Below are 17,297 nucleotides of genomic sequence, written 5' to 3'. Positions count from 1 at the left end.
GCCGCCGGATCGAACCCCAACCGTCGCACAGCTGTAACGCGCACGCGCTGGTCGCCCCCGCTCCTCCGTGCGGCGGCCGATCTACTGGTACAGACCCTGGGAGAACCCCGCCGAGTCGGTAGTCTGGAGGTATGACGAGCCCGTACGAAGACGACGAGCCGCTGTTGCCGGAGCAGACCCGCGACGACGACCCGCGGACCTGGGGTGACAACGACCTCGGCAGCGACGACGACGATCGCATCCTGAACGAGGTCCCCCCGCACCACGGATGACCGCATCGGTCTTCCTCGTCCACGGCGGCCTGTGGGATGCAATGGACGCGGACGCGTTCTGGGGTACGACGGGTGTCACCGACGGCCTGTCCGCGGCGCTCGCGCCCGAAGGCATCGAGTTGCTGGCGCCTGACCGGCCGCGGCGAGCCAGTGCGTGGGACGTCGAGGTCGCGGTGCTCGGTGAACAGCTGGCGAAACGTTCCGGACCGGTAAGAATCGTTGGGGCCTCCAATGGATGTACGGTCGCGGTCCTGCTGGCGTTGAGGTTTCCGGAGCTGGTCGACCGCCTCCTTCTGGCGTGGCCCGCGACCGGCGACGACGCCGCCGCGAACGGGCGCGCTCACGCCGCGATGGTGAGTCGCGGGTGCCCGCCGGCGGCCGCGGACGAACTGCTCGCGGGCGGCATCCTGCGGGGCGTATCGGATGCAGACGTGGTGTCGCTGACACGAATTCGGGTGGCGGTCCTGCCTTCGGTACCGGAGAATCCGTCGCATCAGCGGAAGACGGTCGACGCCTTGCTGCGATCGATCCGGGGGAGTTGTGAGCTGGCCGGGTGTCCCGAACCGCCGACGCCCGCCTTCAGTACGAACAACGGCCCGCCGTACCTGGATCAGCTGGTGCGAACGATGGTGGAGTTCGTCAACTAGGGGGATGAGCGTGGAGCTTCGGGGCTTCGACGACGGGTACGGCGTGCAGGTCGCGGACTGGGCCGCGAACGCGAAGGAAGTGGCATTGCTGTCCGGGCGGGTGGTCTACCCGTTCCCGGAGGAACTGCGGACGAGTTGGCGGACGGTCGACTCGGACATCCACTCCTATCTGCTGTTCGACGGCGATCGGCCGGTCGGCTACGGCGAGGTCTGGCTCGACGACGAGGAGGACGAGGTCGAACTCGCCCGGATCATCGTGGACCCGAAGGTCCGTGGTCGTGGGGTCGGTGGTGAACTCGTGCGGGCACTGCTCGGGCCGGCGCTGGATGCCGGGTACTCGGAGGTGTTCGTGCGGGTCCGTCCGGAGAACGCTCCGGCCATCCGGGCCTACCACCGCAGTGGCTTCGTCGACGTCCCCGCCGCCTTGATGGAGGAGTGGAACGACGGCCAGCCGGTCCCGTACCGCTGGATGCGTTATGCCGGTGAGCAGGCGGGCGCCGGCGAGCTCAGAGGCTGAGGTTTACGCCCACCTGCCGGCAGTTATGACTGGCGGGTGCGCAGCAGGTCCCGGATCTCGGTCAGCAGTTCCTGGTCGGCGGTCAGCGGGTCCGGCTCGGGCTCCTGGCCCCGCTTGCGGCGCTCGGCCAGTTTGTTCAGCGGCATCACGATGAAGAAGTACACGGCCGCGGCGACGAACAGGAAGCCCAGTGCGGAGTCGAGGACCAGGCCGATCGAGAACTTCGCGTCGTTGATCGTGAAGTTCCCGACACCGGTGAGGTCTGTCTTGCCGAAGATCGCCGCGATCAGCGGGTTGATCAGCCCTTTGACGATCCCGTCGACGATCCTTCCGAACGCTCCGCCGATGACGACGGCGACCGCGAGGTCGACGACGTTGCCGCGCATGATGAATTCCTTGAAGCCCTTGAGCATGTGGTGCCTCCACGAAGCGGGTGGTTGTACCCGGACAACGTAGGGCCGCACTTCCGTCAGGGCGAGCGACCGCGCCGGTCCACGACGCATCGTGCCGACACAATCCCGAGGAGTGATCAGCTCGTGTCCGGCGTCAGGGCCACGGTGATCCGAGAGTTCGAACTGGCCTGGGCCAGTCGGGTCGCGACTTCCGGTGTGGTCGCGACCACGATCAGCGCGCCGGACGTGGCCGATCGAGGCGCCGGCAGGGCGACTACGGGCACGGCGCGGGCGAGCTGACTCGCGGTGCCGCCGGTCGTGCTGTCGGCGGCGTACAGGTTGATGCGGTCGCCGACCCGGAGGAGCGCGGTGATGTCGGCGTCGTCGACGCGGAACGGGTAGGCGAGCGAGCCGGAAGGCACGGCGGGTGGTGCCAGGAACCTGGCGTCGGTGAGTGGTTCGCCGGCTCTGACCGGTCCGCTGAGCACGCGGGTCGTCAGTTCACTGCCAGGTCTGAGCGCACCGGCGGGCACGGACCCGGGCGGCAGGTTGACGGTCCGTAGATCGTCGCGCGTCGGCGCGACGCCGCCCGCGAGATCGCGTGCGGCGGCGAGGACCGCGACCGTCGGGGGCGGCGCGGGGGAGAGGGCGAGTAGTCCGAAGTACACGGCGGCCGCGGCGGCGACGCCGGCCAGGAGCCGACGGTGCCACCGGGCGGCGCGAATCAGGTCACGAAGCAGGGAAGGGATTTTCATGCCGGAGAAGATACGAGTTTCGCCGGCAGCCGCCCTTCAGTTATCCACAGGGTGCGCGGTCAGGCCGCGCTGGTGCCCTTGGACGAGCTGCTCGAGGACGAACCCGAGGACGACGAATCCGAGGACGACGACGACCCGGAGGAGCCGTTGGAGGACGAGCCGGAGGACGCGGAGCCCGACGAGGACGAGCCAGAAGACGACTCGGACTTGGCCGGCACCGAGCTCTTGCCGGACGACCGGCTGTCGTTCCGGTAGAAACCGGAACCCTTGAACACGACGCCCACGGCGTTGAAGACCTTGCGCAGGTTCCCCTGGCAGTTCGGGCACACGGTCAGAGCGTCGTCCGTAAAGCTCTGGCGCACCTCTAGCGCTTCGCCACAGTCGGTGCACTGGTACTGGTACGTCGGCACGGTCGGTTCCCTTCAAGCCGCTGGCACTCCTACTACCCGACTGCTAATAATGCGCCAGCGGGCCGAAGTATTCCAAACCCGCCCCTGCCTACCTCAACTCTGCGTCCCTGTCCAGCTGACGCAGAGCAACGCAAAGTTGTGAGGGACCCCATTTGGGGTGGACGGGGGGATTCTCTACGGTTGGTCCGTGCCACGCCTGCTTCGAGTCGTCGTCATCAGCGGAATCGCCCTCGCCACGGTCCTCCTGGTGATCGCCGGTACCGTCGTCTTCGTCGTCCGCCACTCGTTCCCGACGTACGACGGAACAATCGACCTGAACGGCCTGGACGCCGAGGTCAGCGTGGTCCGGGACGCCAACGGCATCCCGCAGATCTACGCCGACACCCCGGCCGACCTGTTCGCGGCGCAGGGCTACGTGCACGCGCAGGACCGGTTCTTCGAGATGGACTTCCGCCGGCACGTCACGTCCGGCCGGTTGACCGAGCTGTTCGGCAAGACCGCGCTCGAGACCGACAAGTTCGTCCGGACGCTCGGCTGGCGGCGGGTGGCGGAGAAGGAGCTGCCGCTGCTCAGCCCGACCACCCGGCAGTACCTCGACGACTACGCCCGCGGCGTCAACGCGTACCTCTCCACGCACAGCGGCTCCGGCCTCAGCCTGGAGTACGGCGTCCTGTCCCTCCAGCCCGGCGGGCCGAAGAACTACACGCCGGAGCCGTGGACCGCGGCCGACTCGTTGTCCTGGCTGAAGGCGATGGCGTGGGACCTGGGCGGCAACCTGGACGAGGAGGTCGACCGGACGAAGCTGCTGGCCGCGATGCCGGCGCGCAACGTCGAGAGCCTCTACCCGCAGTACCCGTACGACCGGAACCAGCCGATCCTGTCCGCCGGCTCGATCGGCAAGGACGGCAAGTTCACCACCACGCCGGTCAGCGCGGAGCTCCGGCGGAGCATGCTCACCCAGGACCTGCTCAAGTCCCTGGACTCGGTGCAGAAGGTCGCCAAGGGCCTGCCGGAGCTGCTCGGTCAGGGCGATGGTGTCGGGTCGAACTCCTGGGTGGTCTCCGGTGACCACACCACGACCGGCAAGCCGCTGCTGGCCAACGACCCGCATCTCGGCGCGAGCATGCCGGGTATCTGGTCGCAGGTCGGCCTGCACTGCAACAACGTCGGCAAGGCGTGCCCGTTCGACGTCTCCGGCTTCAGCTTCTCCGGCCTGCCCGGTGTGGTGATCGGCCACAACAACGCGATCTCCTGGGGCTTCACCAACCTCGACCCGGACGTCCAGGACCTGTACCTGGAGCGGATCGAGGGCAACAACGTCCTCTACAACAACAAGTGGCGCGCGATGGCCACCCGCGAGGAGACGTTCAAGGTGGCCGGCCAGGACGAGCCGGTGAAGATCACCGTCCGCGAGACCCGGCACGGTCCGCTCATCTCGGACGTCGACGAGGACCAGCGCAAGGTGGGTGAGTCCGCTGCGGCGCAGGCGAAGTACCCGACGGCGTACGGCGTTGCGCTGCAGTGGACCGCGCTGACCCCGGGCCGGACCGCGGACGCGCTGTTCGCGATCAACACCGCACAGAACTGGACCCAGTTCCGTGCCGCCGCGCAGCAGTTCCAGGTGCCCTCGCAGAACCTGGTGTACGCCGACACCGACGGCCACATCGGCTACCAGGCGCCCGGACTGATCCCGATCCGTGCCACCGGCCGCGGCGACTGGCCGGTCCCCGGCTGGGATCCGAAGTACTACTGGAAGGGGTACGTCCCCTTCGACGCGTTGCCGACCGAGTTCGACCCACCGGACGGCATCATCGTCACGGCCAACCAGGCGGTCGTGCCGAACATGTACACGTACTACCTGACGAACTCCTGGGACTACGGCTACCGCTCGCAGCAGATCCTCGACCGGATCAAGGCGGCCGGGAAGCTGGACGCGAACGCGATGGCTTCGATCCAACTGGACACCAAGAGCAAGGCCGCCGAGATGCTGGTGCCGTACCTGCTGCGGATCAGCATCAACGACGCGTTCGACAAGCAGGGTCAGGACGTCCTGCGGAACTGGGACTTCACCCAGCCACCGGACTCGGCAGCTGCGGCGTACTTCAACGTGGTCTGGCGCAACCTGCTCGCGCTGACCTTCCACGACCAGCTCCCGGAAGGCACCTGGCCGGATGGCGGCTCACGCTGGTTCGAGGTGATCCACACGCTGATCGGCCAGCAGAACAGCGGCTGGTGGGACGACATCGGTACGCCGCAACGGGAGAGCCGGGACGACATCCTCCGCGAGGCCCTGGTCAACGCGCGGACCGAGATCACCCAGAAGATGGCGCGGGAGCCGGCCAACTGGCAGTGGGGCCGGCTGCACAAGCTGACGTTGACCAACCAGACACTGGGTAAGTCCGGGATCGGACCGGTCGAGAAGATCTTCAACCGCGGTCCCTACGAGCTGGGCGGCGGTACGTCGATCGTCGACGCCACCGCCTGGGATGCCGCGGAGGGGTACGACGTGACGGCGACCCCGTCGATGCGGATGGTGGTCGACCTGTCGGACTTCGACAAGTCCCGCTGGGTCAACCTGACCGGTGTGTCCGGACACGCGTTCTCGTCGAACTACACCGATCAGACCGAGCTGTGGGTCAAGGGCGAAACCCTCCAGTGGGCCTACACCAAGGGTGCTGTGGAGGCGACCCGCAAACACTCCCTGACGTTCACCAAGCCGGACCGGTAGAAGTCACCAGGCGGGCGCCACGGACTCGGCGAACAGTTCGTCCGGCCAGGTCCAGAGCGCCCGCTGGGTCATCAGGATCGAGATGGTCCCGTCGGCCGGCGTGGTCGACCACAGCGTGCCCAGGCCACCCGCCCAGCCGTACCGGCCACCGCCGACGGACACCCCGTAGCCCCATCCGGTGTCCGGTCCGAGGAACCCGACGGCGGCGGCCCGCTGCTCCGGCGTGAGCTGATCGGTCGTCATCTCGGCGACCGCAGCCGGCGACAGCAGACCGTCGCCGCCGGCGAGCAGCATGCGCGTGAACGCGTGGAAGTCGTCGACGGTCGAGATGAGTCCACCGCTCGCGTCCGGGAACGACGGTGGCGTCAGCCATTGGCTCTCCGCCGCAGCATCCAGCAGATCGTCGCCGACGTACGCCGTGGTCAGCCGAGCCGGATCCACCGCGGTGAACCCGGTGTCGCGCATCCCCAGCGGCTCGAAGATCCGCTCGCGCAGGAACTCCTCCAACGGCTGGCCGGAGACGCGTGCGATGAGTACGCCGAGCACATGCGAGCCCGTCGAGTACAGCCAGCGCTCACCCGGCTGGTACTGCAGCGGCAGCGTCCCGAGCCGTCTGATCCACTCATCCGGTTCGAGCGGGGTCCGCGGAACAGGTGGTCCGAACGTTCGTACCTGCAGCTCTTCCTCACGCTGCCGCAGCGCTGGGTTGTCCGACTCACCCAGCCCGAGCCGAAACGTGAGGAGGTCGCGTGTCGTGATCGCCCGGTCCGCAGGGACTGTGTCGTCGATGGGCCCGTCGGGCTCCCGCAGTACGACGGGGTGCGCCAGCTCCGGCAGTACATCCGCGACTGGAGTGTCAAGGGACAGCCGCAGCTCGTCGACCAGGATCATGGTCGCGGCCGCGACGATCGGCTTCGTGAACGACGCGATCCGGAACAGGCTGTCCCGCTGCAGCTCCGGCCCGTCGTACGCCGTTCTGCCGAGCACCTCGACCCGTGTCTCGTCACCACGGCTCAGCAGGCTGATCAGGCCGGCGACAACGCCGGTGTCGACATACGTCTGCAGCATCAGCCCACTCCACCAGCGGTCTCAGTCATCCCCCGATCCTCGCAGCGGGATCAAGCGACTTGGCGTCAGCGCGGCGTCCACCAGCTTGTCGTGGGCGTCGCAAGGCAGTGCGTCGACGATCTCCGTGTCGTACACGGCGGCCCAGACCGGCGTACCGGGGCGGACGCGGGCGAGCGCACGGTCATACGAGCCGCCGCCGCGGCCGAGGCGTACGCCGTCGTGCGTGACCGCCAGGGCCGGGCAGATGACCAGATCGGCGGTAGCGATCGCGTCGGAGCCCAGGTCGGTCGGCGGCTCGGACAGGCCGAGCCGGCCAGGCACCAGGTCGGCTGCGCCGGGTGCGACACCCCAGCCCAGGTCGTTGTCGGCGTACAGGATCGGTAACAGCACCTCTCGGTGTGTCGCGAGCAGCCAGTCGATCAGTGCACCGGTCTGCGGCTCAAGGCCCATCGACACGTAGAGAGCGACGCGGTACACCTCGGGCAGCACCTGTTGGGCGCTCGCCAGCAGTCCGTCCGCGTGCGGCCGCAGCCCGCGCGCCTCCAGGAAGTGCTGCCGCGCCACGGCCTTCGTCTGGAACACGCATCGATCGTAAGAGCGTGACGCGCGCAACACTGGGATTACCTGCCGTCCCCTAGGGTTGGTGCATGGGTGAGGTGGGTCTCAGACAAGCGCAAGAGAAGATGCGCGCGGCAGGTGCTGCCGACGTTGCAATACGCGTCTTCACGCACTACTACCGGCTGCTCGAGTCAGGGCAGCAAGGGAAGATCCGCGAGGACGACATCGAGCCGGTGGGCGACCTGCCACACCTGGACCACCTCGACACCGACCCCGAGGCGATGCGGGCCGCGCTGGCCGAGACGGTGGTGATCAAACTCAACGGCGGCCTCGGTACGTCGATGGGCGTCACCGGCCCGAAGTCCGCGCTGCCGGTCAAGGACGGGCTGAGCTTCCTGGACATCATCGCCCGCCAGATCCTGAGCACCCGGCGCGCGTACGACGTACCGCTGCCGCTGGTGCTGATGAACTCGTTCCGCACCAAGACCGAGTCGCTGCAGATCCTCAGCGAGTACGACGGGCTCGCGGTGGACGGCCTGCCGCTCGACTTCCTGCAGAACATGGAGCCGAAGCTGCTCGCCGACGACCTGACGCCGGCCGAGTGGGAGCCGGACCCGGAGCTCGCCTGGTGCCCGCCCGGGCACGGCGACCTGTTCACCGCGTTGGTTGCCTCGGGCACCCTCGACGCGCTGCGCGAGCACGGTTTCCGGCACGCGTTCATCTCGAACGCGGACAACCTCGGCGCCACCCCGGACCCGCGGATCGCTGCCTGGATGGCCGAGCACGACGTACCGTTCGGGATGGAGGTCTGCCGGCGGACGCGGTCCGACCGCAAGGGCGGGCACGTCGCGGTGCGGAAGTCCGACGGGCGGCTGATCCTGCGGGACAGCGCCCAGGTGGCCGACGAGGACACGCAGTACTTCCAGGACGTCACGCGGCACCGGATGTTCAACACCAACAACCTGTGGATCGACCTGGACCGGCTCGCCGAGCTGATGGACGGGCACGACGGGATCCTCGGGCTGCCGATCCTGGTGAACCGCAAGACCGTCGACCCGGCCGACCCGTCGTCGCCGAAGGTGATCCAGCTGGAGACCGGGATGGGGACCGCGATCGAGACCTTCGACGGGTCGCAGGCGGTGATCGTGGACCGCAGCCGGTTCAAGCCGGTGAAGACGACGAACGACCTGCTGGTGCTGCGCTCGGACGTGTACGAGCTCGACGAGAGCGGCGACCTGACCACGACGCACGAGGGCGACGAGCCGTACGTCGACCTGGACCCGGAGTACTTCAAGATCCTCGCCGACTTCGACGCCCGGTTCCCGGCCGGGTCGCCGTCCCTGGTCCGGGCCGACCGGCTGGCGGTTCGCGGCGATGTTGCCTTCGGCAAGGACGTGGTCGTCGTCGGGGACGTCGAGGTGACGGCGCCGGACGGTGAGCGCCGGGTGATACCGGACGGGACCGAGCTGCGTTGAGCGTGGGCGATCTGCTCGTCCGGCCGCTGGAGCCGTTCGACACGGACGAGGCCGCTGCGGTCTGGTGGCGCTCACGGCACACCGAGGACTCCCAGCTGCCGCCCGCGATCCACACGGCGGAGCAGGTTGCCAAGTGGTTCGCCGACGTACTGCTGCCGGACGCGCAGACCTGGGTCGCCCTCGACGACGGCCGGATCGTCGCGGTCCTCACCCTCGACGGCGACGACCTCGACCAGCTGTACGTCGCTCCGGACGCGGCCGGTCAGGGCATCGGCTCCTCCCTCGTCGACCTCGCCAAGGACCTCCGCCCCGGCGGTCTGGCGTTGTGGACCTTCCAGACCAACACCCGCGCGCAGGCCTTCTACCGGCGGCACGACTTCCGCGAGGTACGCCGTACCGACGGCTCGGCCAACGAGGAACACGCCCCGGACGTCCGGATGGTCTGGGGCAACCACCCCGAATCGGACCCCACCTAGAACTCAACCGGACTTCTTCACGCACCCTCCCGGAACTTGGCGCTGAAACCACGGATGGGTGGATTAGGGTCGAGCTCGTGAGACGGAGTGTGGATGAGCATCTAGAGGTCGTACTCGGACGGGTGGCGGCCCTACCGGCGTTCGACCAGCCGTTGATGGACGCGGTCGGGCTGGTGCTCTGCGAGGACATCGTCTCGGGGGTGAGCCTGCCGGGGTTCGACAACTCCGCCATGGACGGGTACGCCGTCCAGGCGGGCGACCTGGCCGGGGCCTCGGACGAGAACCCGATCAGCCTGCCGGTGGTCGGGGAGTTCCGGGCCGGGCGCAGCGAGCCGATCGTGGTGACCCCCGGGACCTGCGTGCGGATCATGACCGGTGCACCGATGCCGCGTGGGGCGGACAGTGTGGTGCCGGTCGAGTGGACCGACGGCGGGACGGTCACCGTGCGGATCACGCAGCAGCCGCCCCTCGGTGGATCGGTGCGGCTCGCGGGGGAGGACGTGACGGCCGGGGCGCAGGTCCTCGACAGCGAAACGGTCCTCGGTCCGCGGCAGATCGCCGTACTCGCCGCGGTCGGGCGGGCCAGGGTGAAGGCGCGGCCGCGACCACGGGTCGTGGTGATCTCGACCGGGGCCGAGCTGCGGGAGCCGGGGAGCCGGCTGGGAGACGGGCAGATCTACGACTCGAACAGCTACACGCTGGCGGCGTGCGCGCGGGACGCCGGGGCGGTGGTGTACCGCGTCGGCATCGTCGACGACGACCCCAAGCGGATCATGGACACGCTGTCCGACCAGTTGGTGCGGGCCGACCTGGTCATCACCACCGGCGGCGTCAGCATGGGCGCGTACGACATCGTGAAGGAGGAGCTCTCCAAACTCGGCACAGTGGACTTCCCGCAGGTCGCGATGCAGCCGGGCAAGCCGCAGGGGTTCGGCGTCATCGGTGAGGACGAGGTGCCGATCTTCACGCTGCCCGGCAACCCGGTCTCGGCGTACATCTCGTTCGAGGTCTTCGTCCGGCCCGCGCTGCGCAAGATGATGGGGCAGATGCCGTACCGGCGCGCCCTGGTGCCGGGCGTCACGCTGGACGGGTTCAGCTCGCCCGCGGGACGGCGGCAGTTCGTCCGCGCTGCGGCCACGTCCGGCGACGAGGGCTGGATGGCCAGTACAGTCGGCGGGCACGGCTCGCACCTGCTCGGCGGGTTGAGCCGGGCGAACGCACTGATCGTGGTGCCAGAGGACGTCACCTCGGTCCGGGCCGGCGATCAGGTAGAGCTGATGCTTCTGGATGAGGAGACTGGATGACGCAGGACCCGGGCGCGACGACCACCGGCGCCGGTACGCCGGGACCCGGTGGGCTGACGCACGTCGACGAGACCGGGGCTGCGCGGATGGTGGACGTATCCGCGAAGGACACCACGGTCCGGCGGGCCGTTGCCAGCGGCAAGGTTCTGGTCTCGGCCGAGGTGGTGACGGCGTTGCGCGGTGACGGCGTACCGAAGGGGGATGCGCTCGGCGTCGCCCGGATCGCGGGGATCATGGGCGCGAAGCGGACGCCGGATCTGGTTCCGTTGTGCCATCCGATCGCGATCACCGGGGCCAAGGTCGATCTGGAGGTTGCCGACGACGCCGTACTGATCCAGGCCCAGGTGAAGACCACCGACCGGACCGGTGTCGAGATGGAGGCGTTGACCGCGGTAGCCGTCGCCGGGCTGGCAGTCATCGACATGGTGAAGGCGCTGGATCCGGCCGCAGTGCTGACCGATGTACGGGTGGAGCTGAAAGAGGGCGGCAAGACCGGGCACTGGGAGCGGACGTGAGGGCTCTCGTCGTCAGCGTCTCCAACCGGGCGGCCGCCGGGGTGTACACCGACACCACAGGTCCGCTGATCGCGTCGCGGCTGACTGAATGGGGCTTTGACGTCTCAGGACCTCAGGTGGTCCCGGACGGTGCGCCTGTAGGGGAGGCGCTACGTGCAGCGGTCGAGGCGTCGTACGACGTCGTGCTGACGACAGGTGGTACGGGGATCTCGCCGACTGACGAGACACCTGAGCAGACGGCGGCCGTGCTGTCGAAGGTCGTGCCGGGGATCGCTGAAGCCATCCGGGCGTACGGCGTTGCGAACGGCGTACCGACGGCTGCGCTGTCACGCGGCCTGGCCGGCGTCGCGGGTACGACGGTCATCGTCAACCTGCCTGGTTCGCGAGGCGGTGTGAAGGACGGTCTCGCCGTACTGGAGCCGCTCTTGCGACATGCGGTCGAGCAAGTGCACGGTGGGGACCACGTGCGAACGGACGTCGACTGATGGCGGTCGTGCAATGGCCTGTGGAGCTGAAGCACGGGCAGGTCGGGTTGCGGCCGCTGCGGGCCGGCGACGGCAGCGAGTGGGCCGCCGCGCGCCAGCGGAACGTCAGCTGGCTACGACCTTGGGACGCGACCCAGCCGCCTGGTGCGGAGGACGGAGCGCGGACGTTCCGCGCGATGGCCCGCGACTGGAACCGGCAGGCGCGGTTCGGACGGATGCTGCCGTTCGTCATCACGTACGGCGGCGCGGCGGGCGCCGGCGCGCGATCGAAATGGCCCCTGGTCGGACAGCTCACCGTGTCCGGGATCACCTACGGATCGGCGCGCTGGGCGAACCTCGGCTACTGGGTCGACGAGCAGTACGCCGGTCGCGGCATCGTGCCGACCGCAGTCGCGATGGCCGCCGACCACTGCTGGTTCACCCTTGGCCTGCACAGGATCGAAGTCGCGATCCGCCCGGAGAACAAGGCAAGTCTGCGAGTCGTCGAGAAGCTCGGCTTCCGGTTCGAAGGCGAGCGCCCACGGTTCCTGCACATCGACGGCGACTGGCGCGATCACCGCATCTTCGCCCTCAATGTCGAAGAGGTCGGGCCCGGTCTCGTAGCGCGATTGAAATGACTACCCTGCGTGCTATTCACATCAGTCACACGAGTCTTCTTGCGACACACCGTCCCACGTACCTCATCTGGCCCTATCCGCACCTTAGCGTCGTCGCATGGGGACGACAGGGCTGATCTATGTGGCGATCGTCGCCGCGTGGGCCGCCTACCTCGTCCCGATGTGGCTGAAGCGAGGCGACGAAGCGCGGCGCCGCCCGATGGTGCCGTCGTCCGCCGAAGCGCGCGTTCTGTCCCGTGACTCGTCGCGAGCCAAATACGTCGTACGCCCGGCCGCATCCACCGCCGCCGACGCCTCGTCCGCCGATTCGTCCGCCGATTCGTCGCCACCCAAGCGGTACGTCCCCAACCGAGCCCGCCGGGTGGCCGCCATGCGCCGTCGGCGGGTGCTGTCGATCCTGACCCTTTCATTGCTGTCCGTCGTAGCGCTCGCCGGTCTGGCGATGCTGCCGTGGTGGACAGTCGCGATCCCGGGCACGCTGATCGCCGGCTTCGTCGTCCTCACCCGAGTACAGCTGCGTCGGCAAGCCCGCACGCGGACGCAGACCGCGGCCGAACGTCGAGCCCGCGCCCAAGCCCGCCACGACCGGGGCCCGGCCGGCAAGCCGGCGCCGTCACCCGACGAGGAGATGACCATCGAGGTCAAGCTCCCCGCCGCACCTGCTCCGACGCCTGCCGCAGCGAAGAAGGAAACCCCCGCCACCGAAGGCCTGTGGGACCCGGTGCCGGTCACGCTTCCGACGTACGTCATGAAGGAAAAGGCGCCCGACCGCACGGTCCGGACCATCTCCCTCACCGACGACGCAGTCTTCTCCAGCGCCCGTACGACGGACCCGTCCGAGAAGCCCGCAGCCGCCGAAACTCCGGCCCCCCAGCCGGTCGAAGAAGTCGAGGTGAAGCGGGCCGTCGGCGACTGATAACCGGTTTTAGTCTGCGGGCCTGTCCGTGTTAGAGTTTCGCGGTCGCCAGGGAAACCAGACGACCAGCTTTGGGGCTGTGGCGCAGTTGGTAGCGCGCTTCGTTCGCAACGAAGAGGCCAGGGGTTCGAATCCCCTCAGCTCCACGAAGCCGATGGGCGAGGTGTGTCGCGCAGTTCCTGCGCTGACCGCCTCGCCTTCGTCATTTGTGCGACTTCGCTTCGCTCGCCGCGTTGCGGGGGCTCCGCCACCCGCACCCCCCTGCGCCTTCGCTTCGCTCGGCTCCGTGGGTCGGGTTGGGCAGTCGGCTCGCCTGCGGGGTTGGGTTGGGCAGTCAGGTAGTTGTTGTGTTCTATTTCTTCACCGTCAAGCTCAACAACTTCCTGTAGGCTCGACGAAGTTGTTGTGTTTGACTTATCTGCGGGCAGGTACGACAACTTCCACTGCAGCTCGACCGGAAGGCAGCGTTACTCGTGGCACGCGGACGGCCGTCACGGCAGACGATCTACGACCGGCTCGAGGAAGCGATCGACGACCTCCGTACCCGGCTGGGAGGCCTCCCAAGCCCTGCGGAGGCGGAGGAAATCTGGGACGAGCTGTGGCATCAGGAGGCACATCACTCCACGGCTCTTGAGGGCAACACACTCGTCCTCAACGAGGTGCGCAAACTGCTTGACGAGGGCCGTGCGGTCGGGTCTAAGGAACTCAAGGAGTACATGGAGGTCGTGGGCTACGGCGCCGCGGCCAAGTGGGTATACGGCCAGGCACTGGAACCCGGCGACTGGACTACCGGTGATCTGCTCAGCACACAGGAAGTCCGCACGATTCACTACGAGGCGATGACCCCGGTCTGGAACGTGGCGCCCCACCAGCATGCGACCCCTGCCGAGGCGCCCGGCAACTGGCGGCAGCACAACATCCAACCGTTCCCCGACGGGATGACGCCACCTTCGTTCCCGGAGGTCGACCACCTGATGACCTACTGGGTCAAGGACGTGAACATGCTCCGGGAGTCCAGCGACATTGCGTTCCCCGAACGCCTCGCGAAGGTGCATAACGACTTCGAGAAGATCCATCCCTTCCTCGACGGGAACGGCCGCACTGGCCGACTGCTTCTCAACCTGCTCCTGGTACGACTCGGCTACCCGCCGGCGATTGTGTTCAAGAACGAACGCACGAAGTACCTCGACGCGATGCGTAAAGCTGACAAGGGCGACTGCGGCCCGATGGGCGAGCTCATAGCCCGCGCAGTCACCAACAACCTCTACAAGTTCGTCGTTCCGGCGGTCGCAGGCCCAGCCCGTCTCGTGCCGTTGGCGAGCCTGGTTGACGAAAAGGCTGGTGTTACTGTCACCGCACTCCGCGCAGCGGCAGAGCGCGGTCGGCTACGGGCTCAGAAGTCGGATAACGGGACTTGGCTGAGCTCGAAGAAGTGGGTCGCCGACTACCAGAAAAACAAGCACGTGCGGACGTCCAGTCGGCGAAGCTGAGTTCCTAGCCTCCGCTGGACAGGCGCGCCGATGTCCCATCCCGGACGATATCCGCGAAGCATTCGAAGTTGCCAACTGAGAGGGCCAGTAGATGCCGGACCATGAGGTCCCTTTTCTGGCGAAGGAAGACGTGACAGTCGTTTCGGTCGGCGACGTGCTCGAGGCAATGGCGATCCGAACACTCCTGGAGGGCTTCAACTACCGAGTGACGGTGCATTGGGTCGGGTCGCGCAAGGAGTTGTTGATGCTGCTTGCCGGCAGCATCCGCACCGATGACACGATCGTCTTGTCCTGTCATGGAGGAGACGCTGGGATCCATGTGGCCGACGAGGCTCCTCTCAGCGCAGTGGAGCTACAAGAGGTAGCGCGGCTGGAGGGCAAGACGGTGATCAGCCTTGGTTGCCTGACTGGCTCGCCAGCGTTTGCGGCAGCTTTCGAGGCTGCCGGAGTGGGGCACTACGTCGCGCCAACCGACTACCCAGAAGGGCGAGCCGCGCTCAACTTCGTGTCGAACATGTTCTTCCTTCTGGCCGCTCGGCGGAGCGTCCAAGATGCGGCCAATCGGGCTGCAATGTTTGATCCTGAGACGAGGCAGTTCGAGCTGCCCGTCTGAGCGGTCCGCTGCCGCGGCTCGATCCAGGCGGCGAAGGAGTCAGCTCCTCTGAAGAGGCCGGCGGGTAGAAACGGTTGTGAAATCTCCGACCCGCGGTGCGTGCGTCAGTTCGCGCGGGCGCCGGCTAGTGCGAGGTGGAGGATCGTGTCGACCTGGGCGGGCGAGACCGGGCGGGTGTGGAGGAGCAGGCGGTAGTAGAGGGGTGCGTAGAGGAGCTCCACCAGGTCCTCGAGCTCCACGTCCGGGCGGATCTGGCCGGATTGCTGGGCGTGTTTCAGGCGGGTGACGCAGAGGTCGACCCGGGGCCGGATGATCGCGGTGACTACTGCCTCGGCGATGTCGGGGTCGCTTTGGGCGGCGGCAATCAGGCCTTTGCTGTAGGCGGCGAACCGCGGGTTGGAGAAGGCCGCGGCGACCTGGGTCATCTGCGTGCGGAGGTCGGCTTCCAGGTCGCCGGTGTCAGGGAAGACCAGGGTGTGGCGGCCGCTCTCTTCGATGGCTTCCAGCAGGATCGCGGCCTTCGACGGCCACCAGCGGTAGATGGTCTGCTTGCCGACGCCGGCGCGTTTGGCGATGCCTTCCATGGTCAGGCGGGCGTACGTCTGCTCGCTGCACAGCTCCAGGGCCGCGTCCAGGATCGCCCGGCGGGCGCGCTCGCTGCGACGGTCGGGGTCGGGGTTCGCCATGAACCGAGTTTACACGAGACGAGACGTTGTGTCTTGACAGGGTCTTGAGGCGAGACCTACCGTCTCGTCATGAGACGAGACGTCTCGTCAACTCGCCAGAGAAGGGTCACCTCATGTCCGAGACATCGGTTCGTCGGTACGCCGGTCTGTTCGGGATCGTCGCCGGAGCGCTGATCGTGGTGCAGGTACCGCTGTACTTCCTCTACTCCGGCGCCCCGCCGGACTGGAACATCCTGACGCGCAGCCTGATCGGGGTTGTCGGCTGCATCTTCTACATCCTGTTCTTCACCGGTCTGCGCCAACTGATCCACCAGGTCGACGTCGCGTCGGACTGGATCGCCGGCGTGATCCAGGCGGCCGGGCTGCTCTGGGTGGCGATGGTGTTCGTCCCGCAGTCCATGGAGGCGGGCGCCGCGATCGTCGTCGACCATGACATCGACACCACCCGGGAGGGTCCGTTCGCAGGAGCGCAGTACCTGATGCAGGGACTCATCTCCCGGCTGCTGATGGCGCTGCTGCTGATCGCGCTCGGCATTGTCGTCGTCCGGCTCCGGCTGCTGCCCAAGTGGGTCGGCCGGTCCGCGTTCGTGCTGGCCGCGATCAACCTGGCGTTCGTCCCGGCGATCTATTCCAACGACGACCCGTCGAACTTCTATGCAGTCCAGGGCTGGGGTACGACGGCCAGCATGGGCGCACTCTGGAGCCTCTGGACGCTCGCTGTCGGCATCAGCGTCTTCCGCAGTGCGCGCCGCGTCGGCACCAACCCTGCCGCGGCTCGAGCGTCAGCCCCGGCAGCCGCCTGACCCCTCCCCGTCCGGTAGGTGCCTGAGGCAACAAGTAGGCCGTGGGCGCCTGCCGGACGGGGTTGTTTCATATTGAGACTAATCTTGACTCGTTCCAGAAAACAGGACAGACTCTGGGGCGTGCCGACGGTGGAGGAGCTTCAGGGGCTGTTGCGTGGGGCTTCGCTGCGGGTGACTCGGCCGCGGCTGGCGGTGCTCACCGCGGTGTACGGGCATCCGCATGCGGATACCGACTCGATTATCGGTGCCGTGCGCAACGAATTGCCCCAGGCCTCGCACCAGGCTGTCTACGACTCGCTGCACACCCTGACGGCGGCGGGCCTGGTACGGCGGATCCAGCCGTTGGGGTCGGTGGCGCGGTACGAATCGCGCGTCGGTGACAACCATCACCACGCCGTCTGCCGGTCGTGCGGCGACATCGCCGATGTCGACTGTGCGGTCGGGCATGCGCCCTGCCTGACCGCGTCCGAGGACCACGGGTTCGTCATCGACGAGGCCGAGGTCATCTATTGGGGCCTGTGCGCCGACTGCGCACGACGTACCTGACTTCCTTAGAAACCCAGTCTTTGA

Annotated in this window: 21 protein-coding genes and 1 tRNA gene; 16 read left to right on the top strand and 6 right to left on the bottom strand. The window is 67.7% G+C overall.

Annotated features, from left to right (window positions below):
• Positions 1–131: 131 nt before the first annotated feature.
• Genes ACWF0M_RS32910 through ACWF0M_RS32900 form a run of 3 tightly spaced genes read left to right on the top strand, consistent with a single transcriptional unit; the run spans position 132 to position 1,436 of the window.
• Positions 132–272, top strand: a complete 141-nt coding sequence (locus tag ACWF0M_RS32910) for a hypothetical protein (RefSeq protein ID WP_452239640.1) — start codon at positions 132–134, stop codon at positions 270–272.
• The gene (locus ACWF0M_RS32905) at positions 269–919 is read left to right on the top strand and encodes a hypothetical protein (RefSeq protein WP_452239639.1); all 651 of its coding nucleotides are present in this window, start codon (positions 269–271) and stop codon (positions 917–919) included. Before ACWF0M_RS32910 ends, ACWF0M_RS32905 begins: the two co-directional genes overlap by 4 nt.
• Positions 920–923: 4 nt before the next feature.
• On the top strand, positions 924–1,436 hold the full coding sequence (locus ACWF0M_RS32900) for a GNAT family N-acetyltransferase (RefSeq protein WP_452239638.1): 513 nt from the start codon (positions 924–926) through the stop codon (positions 1,434–1,436).
• A gap of 23 nt (positions 1,437–1,459) precedes the next feature.
• Here ACWF0M_RS32900 and mscL read toward each other — a convergent pair whose 3' ends face one another.
• From mscL to ACWF0M_RS32885, 3 genes are all read right to left on the bottom strand, one after another.
• Positions 1,460–1,849, bottom strand: a complete 390-nt coding sequence (mscL, locus tag ACWF0M_RS32895; protein WP_452239637.1) for a large conductance mechanosensitive channel protein MscL — start codon at positions 1,847–1,849, stop codon at positions 1,460–1,462.
• A gap of 116 nt (positions 1,850–1,965) precedes the next feature.
• Complete coding sequence (locus ACWF0M_RS32890) at positions 1,966–2,583, bottom strand: SAF domain-containing protein (RefSeq protein WP_452239636.1); 618 nt, start codon at positions 2,581–2,583, stop codon at positions 1,966–1,968.
• A gap of 59 nt (positions 2,584–2,642) precedes the next feature.
• A complete protein-coding gene (locus tag ACWF0M_RS32885) occupies positions 2,643–2,993 on the bottom strand; it encodes an FmdB family zinc ribbon protein (RefSeq protein ID WP_452239635.1) in 351 nt (116 codons plus the stop codon).
• Positions 2,994–3,180: 187 nt separating this feature from the next.
• On the opposite strand from ACWF0M_RS32885, the gene ACWF0M_RS32880 reads away from it, so the two are divergent.
• On the top strand, positions 3,181–5,721 hold the full coding sequence (locus ACWF0M_RS32880; protein ID WP_452239634.1) for a penicillin acylase family protein: 2,541 nt from the start codon (positions 3,181–3,183) through the stop codon (positions 5,719–5,721).
• Between the two features lie 3 nt (positions 5,722–5,724).
• Here ACWF0M_RS32880 and ACWF0M_RS32875 read toward each other — a convergent pair whose 3' ends face one another.
• Both ACWF0M_RS32875 and ACWF0M_RS32870 read right to left on the bottom strand, forming a co-directional pair.
• Positions 5,725–6,789, bottom strand: coding sequence for a serine hydrolase domain-containing protein (locus ACWF0M_RS32875; protein ID WP_452239633.1), 1,065 nt, complete (start codon positions 6,787–6,789; stop codon positions 5,725–5,727).
• Positions 6,790–6,810: 21 nt separating this feature from the next.
• The gene (locus ACWF0M_RS32870) at positions 6,811–7,371 is read right to left on the bottom strand and encodes a 5-formyltetrahydrofolate cyclo-ligase (RefSeq protein ID WP_452239632.1); all 561 of its coding nucleotides are present in this window, start codon (positions 7,369–7,371) and stop codon (positions 6,811–6,813) included.
• A gap of 65 nt (positions 7,372–7,436) precedes the next feature.
• Here ACWF0M_RS32870 and ACWF0M_RS32865 point away from each other — a divergent pair, with 65 nt between their 5' ends.
• The 10 genes from ACWF0M_RS32865 to ACWF0M_RS32820 all read left to right on the top strand — a co-directional run bounded on the left by ACWF0M_RS32865 (position 7,437) and on the right by ACWF0M_RS32820 (position 15,238).
• The gene (locus tag ACWF0M_RS32865; protein ID WP_452239631.1) at positions 7,437–8,822 is read left to right on the top strand and encodes a UTP--glucose-1-phosphate uridylyltransferase; all 1,386 of its coding nucleotides are present in this window, start codon (positions 7,437–7,439) and stop codon (positions 8,820–8,822) included.
• Positions 8,823–8,824: 2 nt separating this feature from the next.
• Positions 8,825–9,298, top strand: coding sequence for an N-acetyltransferase family protein (locus ACWF0M_RS32860; protein WP_452239630.1), 474 nt, complete (start codon positions 8,825–8,827; stop codon positions 9,296–9,298).
• A gap of 77 nt (positions 9,299–9,375) precedes the next feature.
• Complete coding sequence (gene glp / locus ACWF0M_RS32855) at positions 9,376–10,602, top strand: molybdotransferase-like divisome protein Glp (protein WP_452239629.1); 1,227 nt, start codon at positions 9,376–9,378, stop codon at positions 10,600–10,602.
• Positions 10,599–11,117, top strand: a complete 519-nt coding sequence (gene moaC / locus ACWF0M_RS32850; RefSeq protein ID WP_452239628.1) for a cyclic pyranopterin monophosphate synthase MoaC — start codon at positions 10,599–10,601, stop codon at positions 11,115–11,117. Before glp ends, moaC begins: the two co-directional genes overlap by 4 nt.
• Positions 11,114–11,602, top strand: coding sequence for a MogA/MoaB family molybdenum cofactor biosynthesis protein (locus tag ACWF0M_RS32845; RefSeq protein WP_452239627.1), 489 nt, complete (start codon positions 11,114–11,116; stop codon positions 11,600–11,602). The genes moaC and ACWF0M_RS32845 overlap by 4 nt, the downstream gene beginning before the upstream one ends.
• On the top strand, positions 11,602–12,219 hold the full coding sequence (locus ACWF0M_RS32840; RefSeq protein ID WP_452239626.1) for a GNAT family N-acetyltransferase: 618 nt from the start codon (positions 11,602–11,604) through the stop codon (positions 12,217–12,219). The genes ACWF0M_RS32845 and ACWF0M_RS32840 overlap by 1 nt, the downstream gene beginning before the upstream one ends.
• Positions 12,220–12,316: 97 nt before the next feature.
• A complete protein-coding gene (gene sepX / locus ACWF0M_RS32835; RefSeq protein WP_452239625.1) occupies positions 12,317–13,135 on the top strand; it encodes a divisome protein SepX/GlpR in 819 nt (272 codons plus the stop codon).
• Between the two features lie 73 nt (positions 13,136–13,208).
• A tRNA-Ala gene (locus tag ACWF0M_RS32830) sits at positions 13,209–13,281 on the top strand.
• A gap of 327 nt (positions 13,282–13,608) precedes the next feature.
• A complete protein-coding gene (locus ACWF0M_RS32825; protein WP_452239624.1) occupies positions 13,609–14,625 on the top strand; it encodes a Fic family protein in 1,017 nt (338 codons plus the stop codon).
• 91 nt (positions 14,626–14,716) lie between these two features.
• Positions 14,717–15,238: a hypothetical protein gene (locus ACWF0M_RS32820; RefSeq protein ID WP_452239623.1), complete on the top strand. Its 522-nt coding sequence runs from the start codon at positions 14,717–14,719 to the stop codon at positions 15,236–15,238.
• Positions 15,239–15,342: 104 nt separating this feature from the next.
• Here ACWF0M_RS32820 and ACWF0M_RS32815 read toward each other — a convergent pair whose 3' ends face one another.
• The gene (locus tag ACWF0M_RS32815; RefSeq protein WP_452239622.1) at positions 15,343–15,924 is read right to left on the bottom strand and encodes a TetR/AcrR family transcriptional regulator; all 582 of its coding nucleotides are present in this window, start codon (positions 15,922–15,924) and stop codon (positions 15,343–15,345) included.
• Between the two features lie 113 nt (positions 15,925–16,037).
• On the opposite strand from ACWF0M_RS32815, the gene ACWF0M_RS32810 reads away from it, so the two are divergent.
• Both ACWF0M_RS32810 and ACWF0M_RS32805 read left to right on the top strand, forming a co-directional pair.
• Positions 16,038–16,727: a hypothetical protein gene (locus tag ACWF0M_RS32810; RefSeq protein ID WP_452239621.1), complete on the top strand. Its 690-nt coding sequence runs from the start codon at positions 16,038–16,040 to the stop codon at positions 16,725–16,727.
• 120 nt (positions 16,728–16,847) lie between these two features.
• Positions 16,848–17,273 carry a Fur family transcriptional regulator gene (locus ACWF0M_RS32805; protein ID WP_452239620.1) on the top strand — a complete coding sequence of 142 codons (426 nt, stop codon included), beginning with the start codon at positions 16,848–16,850 and terminating at the stop codon, positions 17,271–17,273.
• Positions 17,274–17,297: the final 24 nt, after the last annotated feature.

Source organism: Kribbella sp. NPDC055110 (assembly GCF_053607525.1).
This window is presented reverse-complemented; position numbering and strand designations above follow the sequence as displayed.

Bases quoted from the DNA above. Each gene is read 5' to 3' on its own strand.
- ACWF0M_RS32890 (WP_452239636.1), bottom strand. From the start codon at position 2,583: ATGAAAATCCCTTCCCTGCTTCGTGACCTGATTCGCGCCGCCCGGTGG.
- moaC (WP_452239628.1), top strand. From the start codon at position 10,599: ATGACGCAGGACCCGGGCGCGACGACCACCGGCGCCGGTACGCCGGGA.
- ACWF0M_RS32875 (WP_452239633.1), bottom strand. From the start codon at position 6,789: ATGCTGCAGACGTATGTCGACACCGGCGTTGTCGCCGGCCTGATCAGC.
- ACWF0M_RS32900 (WP_452239638.1), top strand. From the start codon at position 924: ATGAGCGTGGAGCTTCGGGGCTTCGACGACGGGTACGGCGTGCAGGTC.
- sepX (WP_452239625.1), top strand. From the start codon at position 12,317: ATGGGGACGACAGGGCTGATCTATGTGGCGATCGTCGCCGCGTGGGCC.
- mscL (WP_452239637.1), bottom strand. From the start codon at position 1,849: ATGCTCAAGGGCTTCAAGGAATTCATCATGCGCGGCAACGTCGTCGAC.
- ACWF0M_RS32820 (WP_452239623.1), top strand. From the start codon at position 14,717: ATGCCGGACCATGAGGTCCCTTTTCTGGCGAAGGAAGACGTGACAGTC.
- ACWF0M_RS32840 (WP_452239626.1), top strand. From the start codon at position 11,602: ATGGCGGTCGTGCAATGGCCTGTGGAGCTGAAGCACGGGCAGGTCGGG.
- ACWF0M_RS32815 (WP_452239622.1), bottom strand. From the start codon at position 15,924: ATGGCGAACCCCGACCCCGACCGTCGCAGCGAGCGCGCCCGCCGGGCG.
- ACWF0M_RS32810 (WP_452239621.1), top strand. From the start codon at position 16,038: ATGTCCGAGACATCGGTTCGTCGGTACGCCGGTCTGTTCGGGATCGTC.
- ACWF0M_RS32905 (WP_452239639.1), top strand. From the start codon at position 269: ATGACCGCATCGGTCTTCCTCGTCCACGGCGGCCTGTGGGATGCAATG.
- ACWF0M_RS32910 (WP_452239640.1), top strand. From the start codon at position 132: ATGACGAGCCCGTACGAAGACGACGAGCCGCTGTTGCCGGAGCAGACC.
- ACWF0M_RS32865 (WP_452239631.1), top strand. From the start codon at position 7,437: ATGGGTGAGGTGGGTCTCAGACAAGCGCAAGAGAAGATGCGCGCGGCA.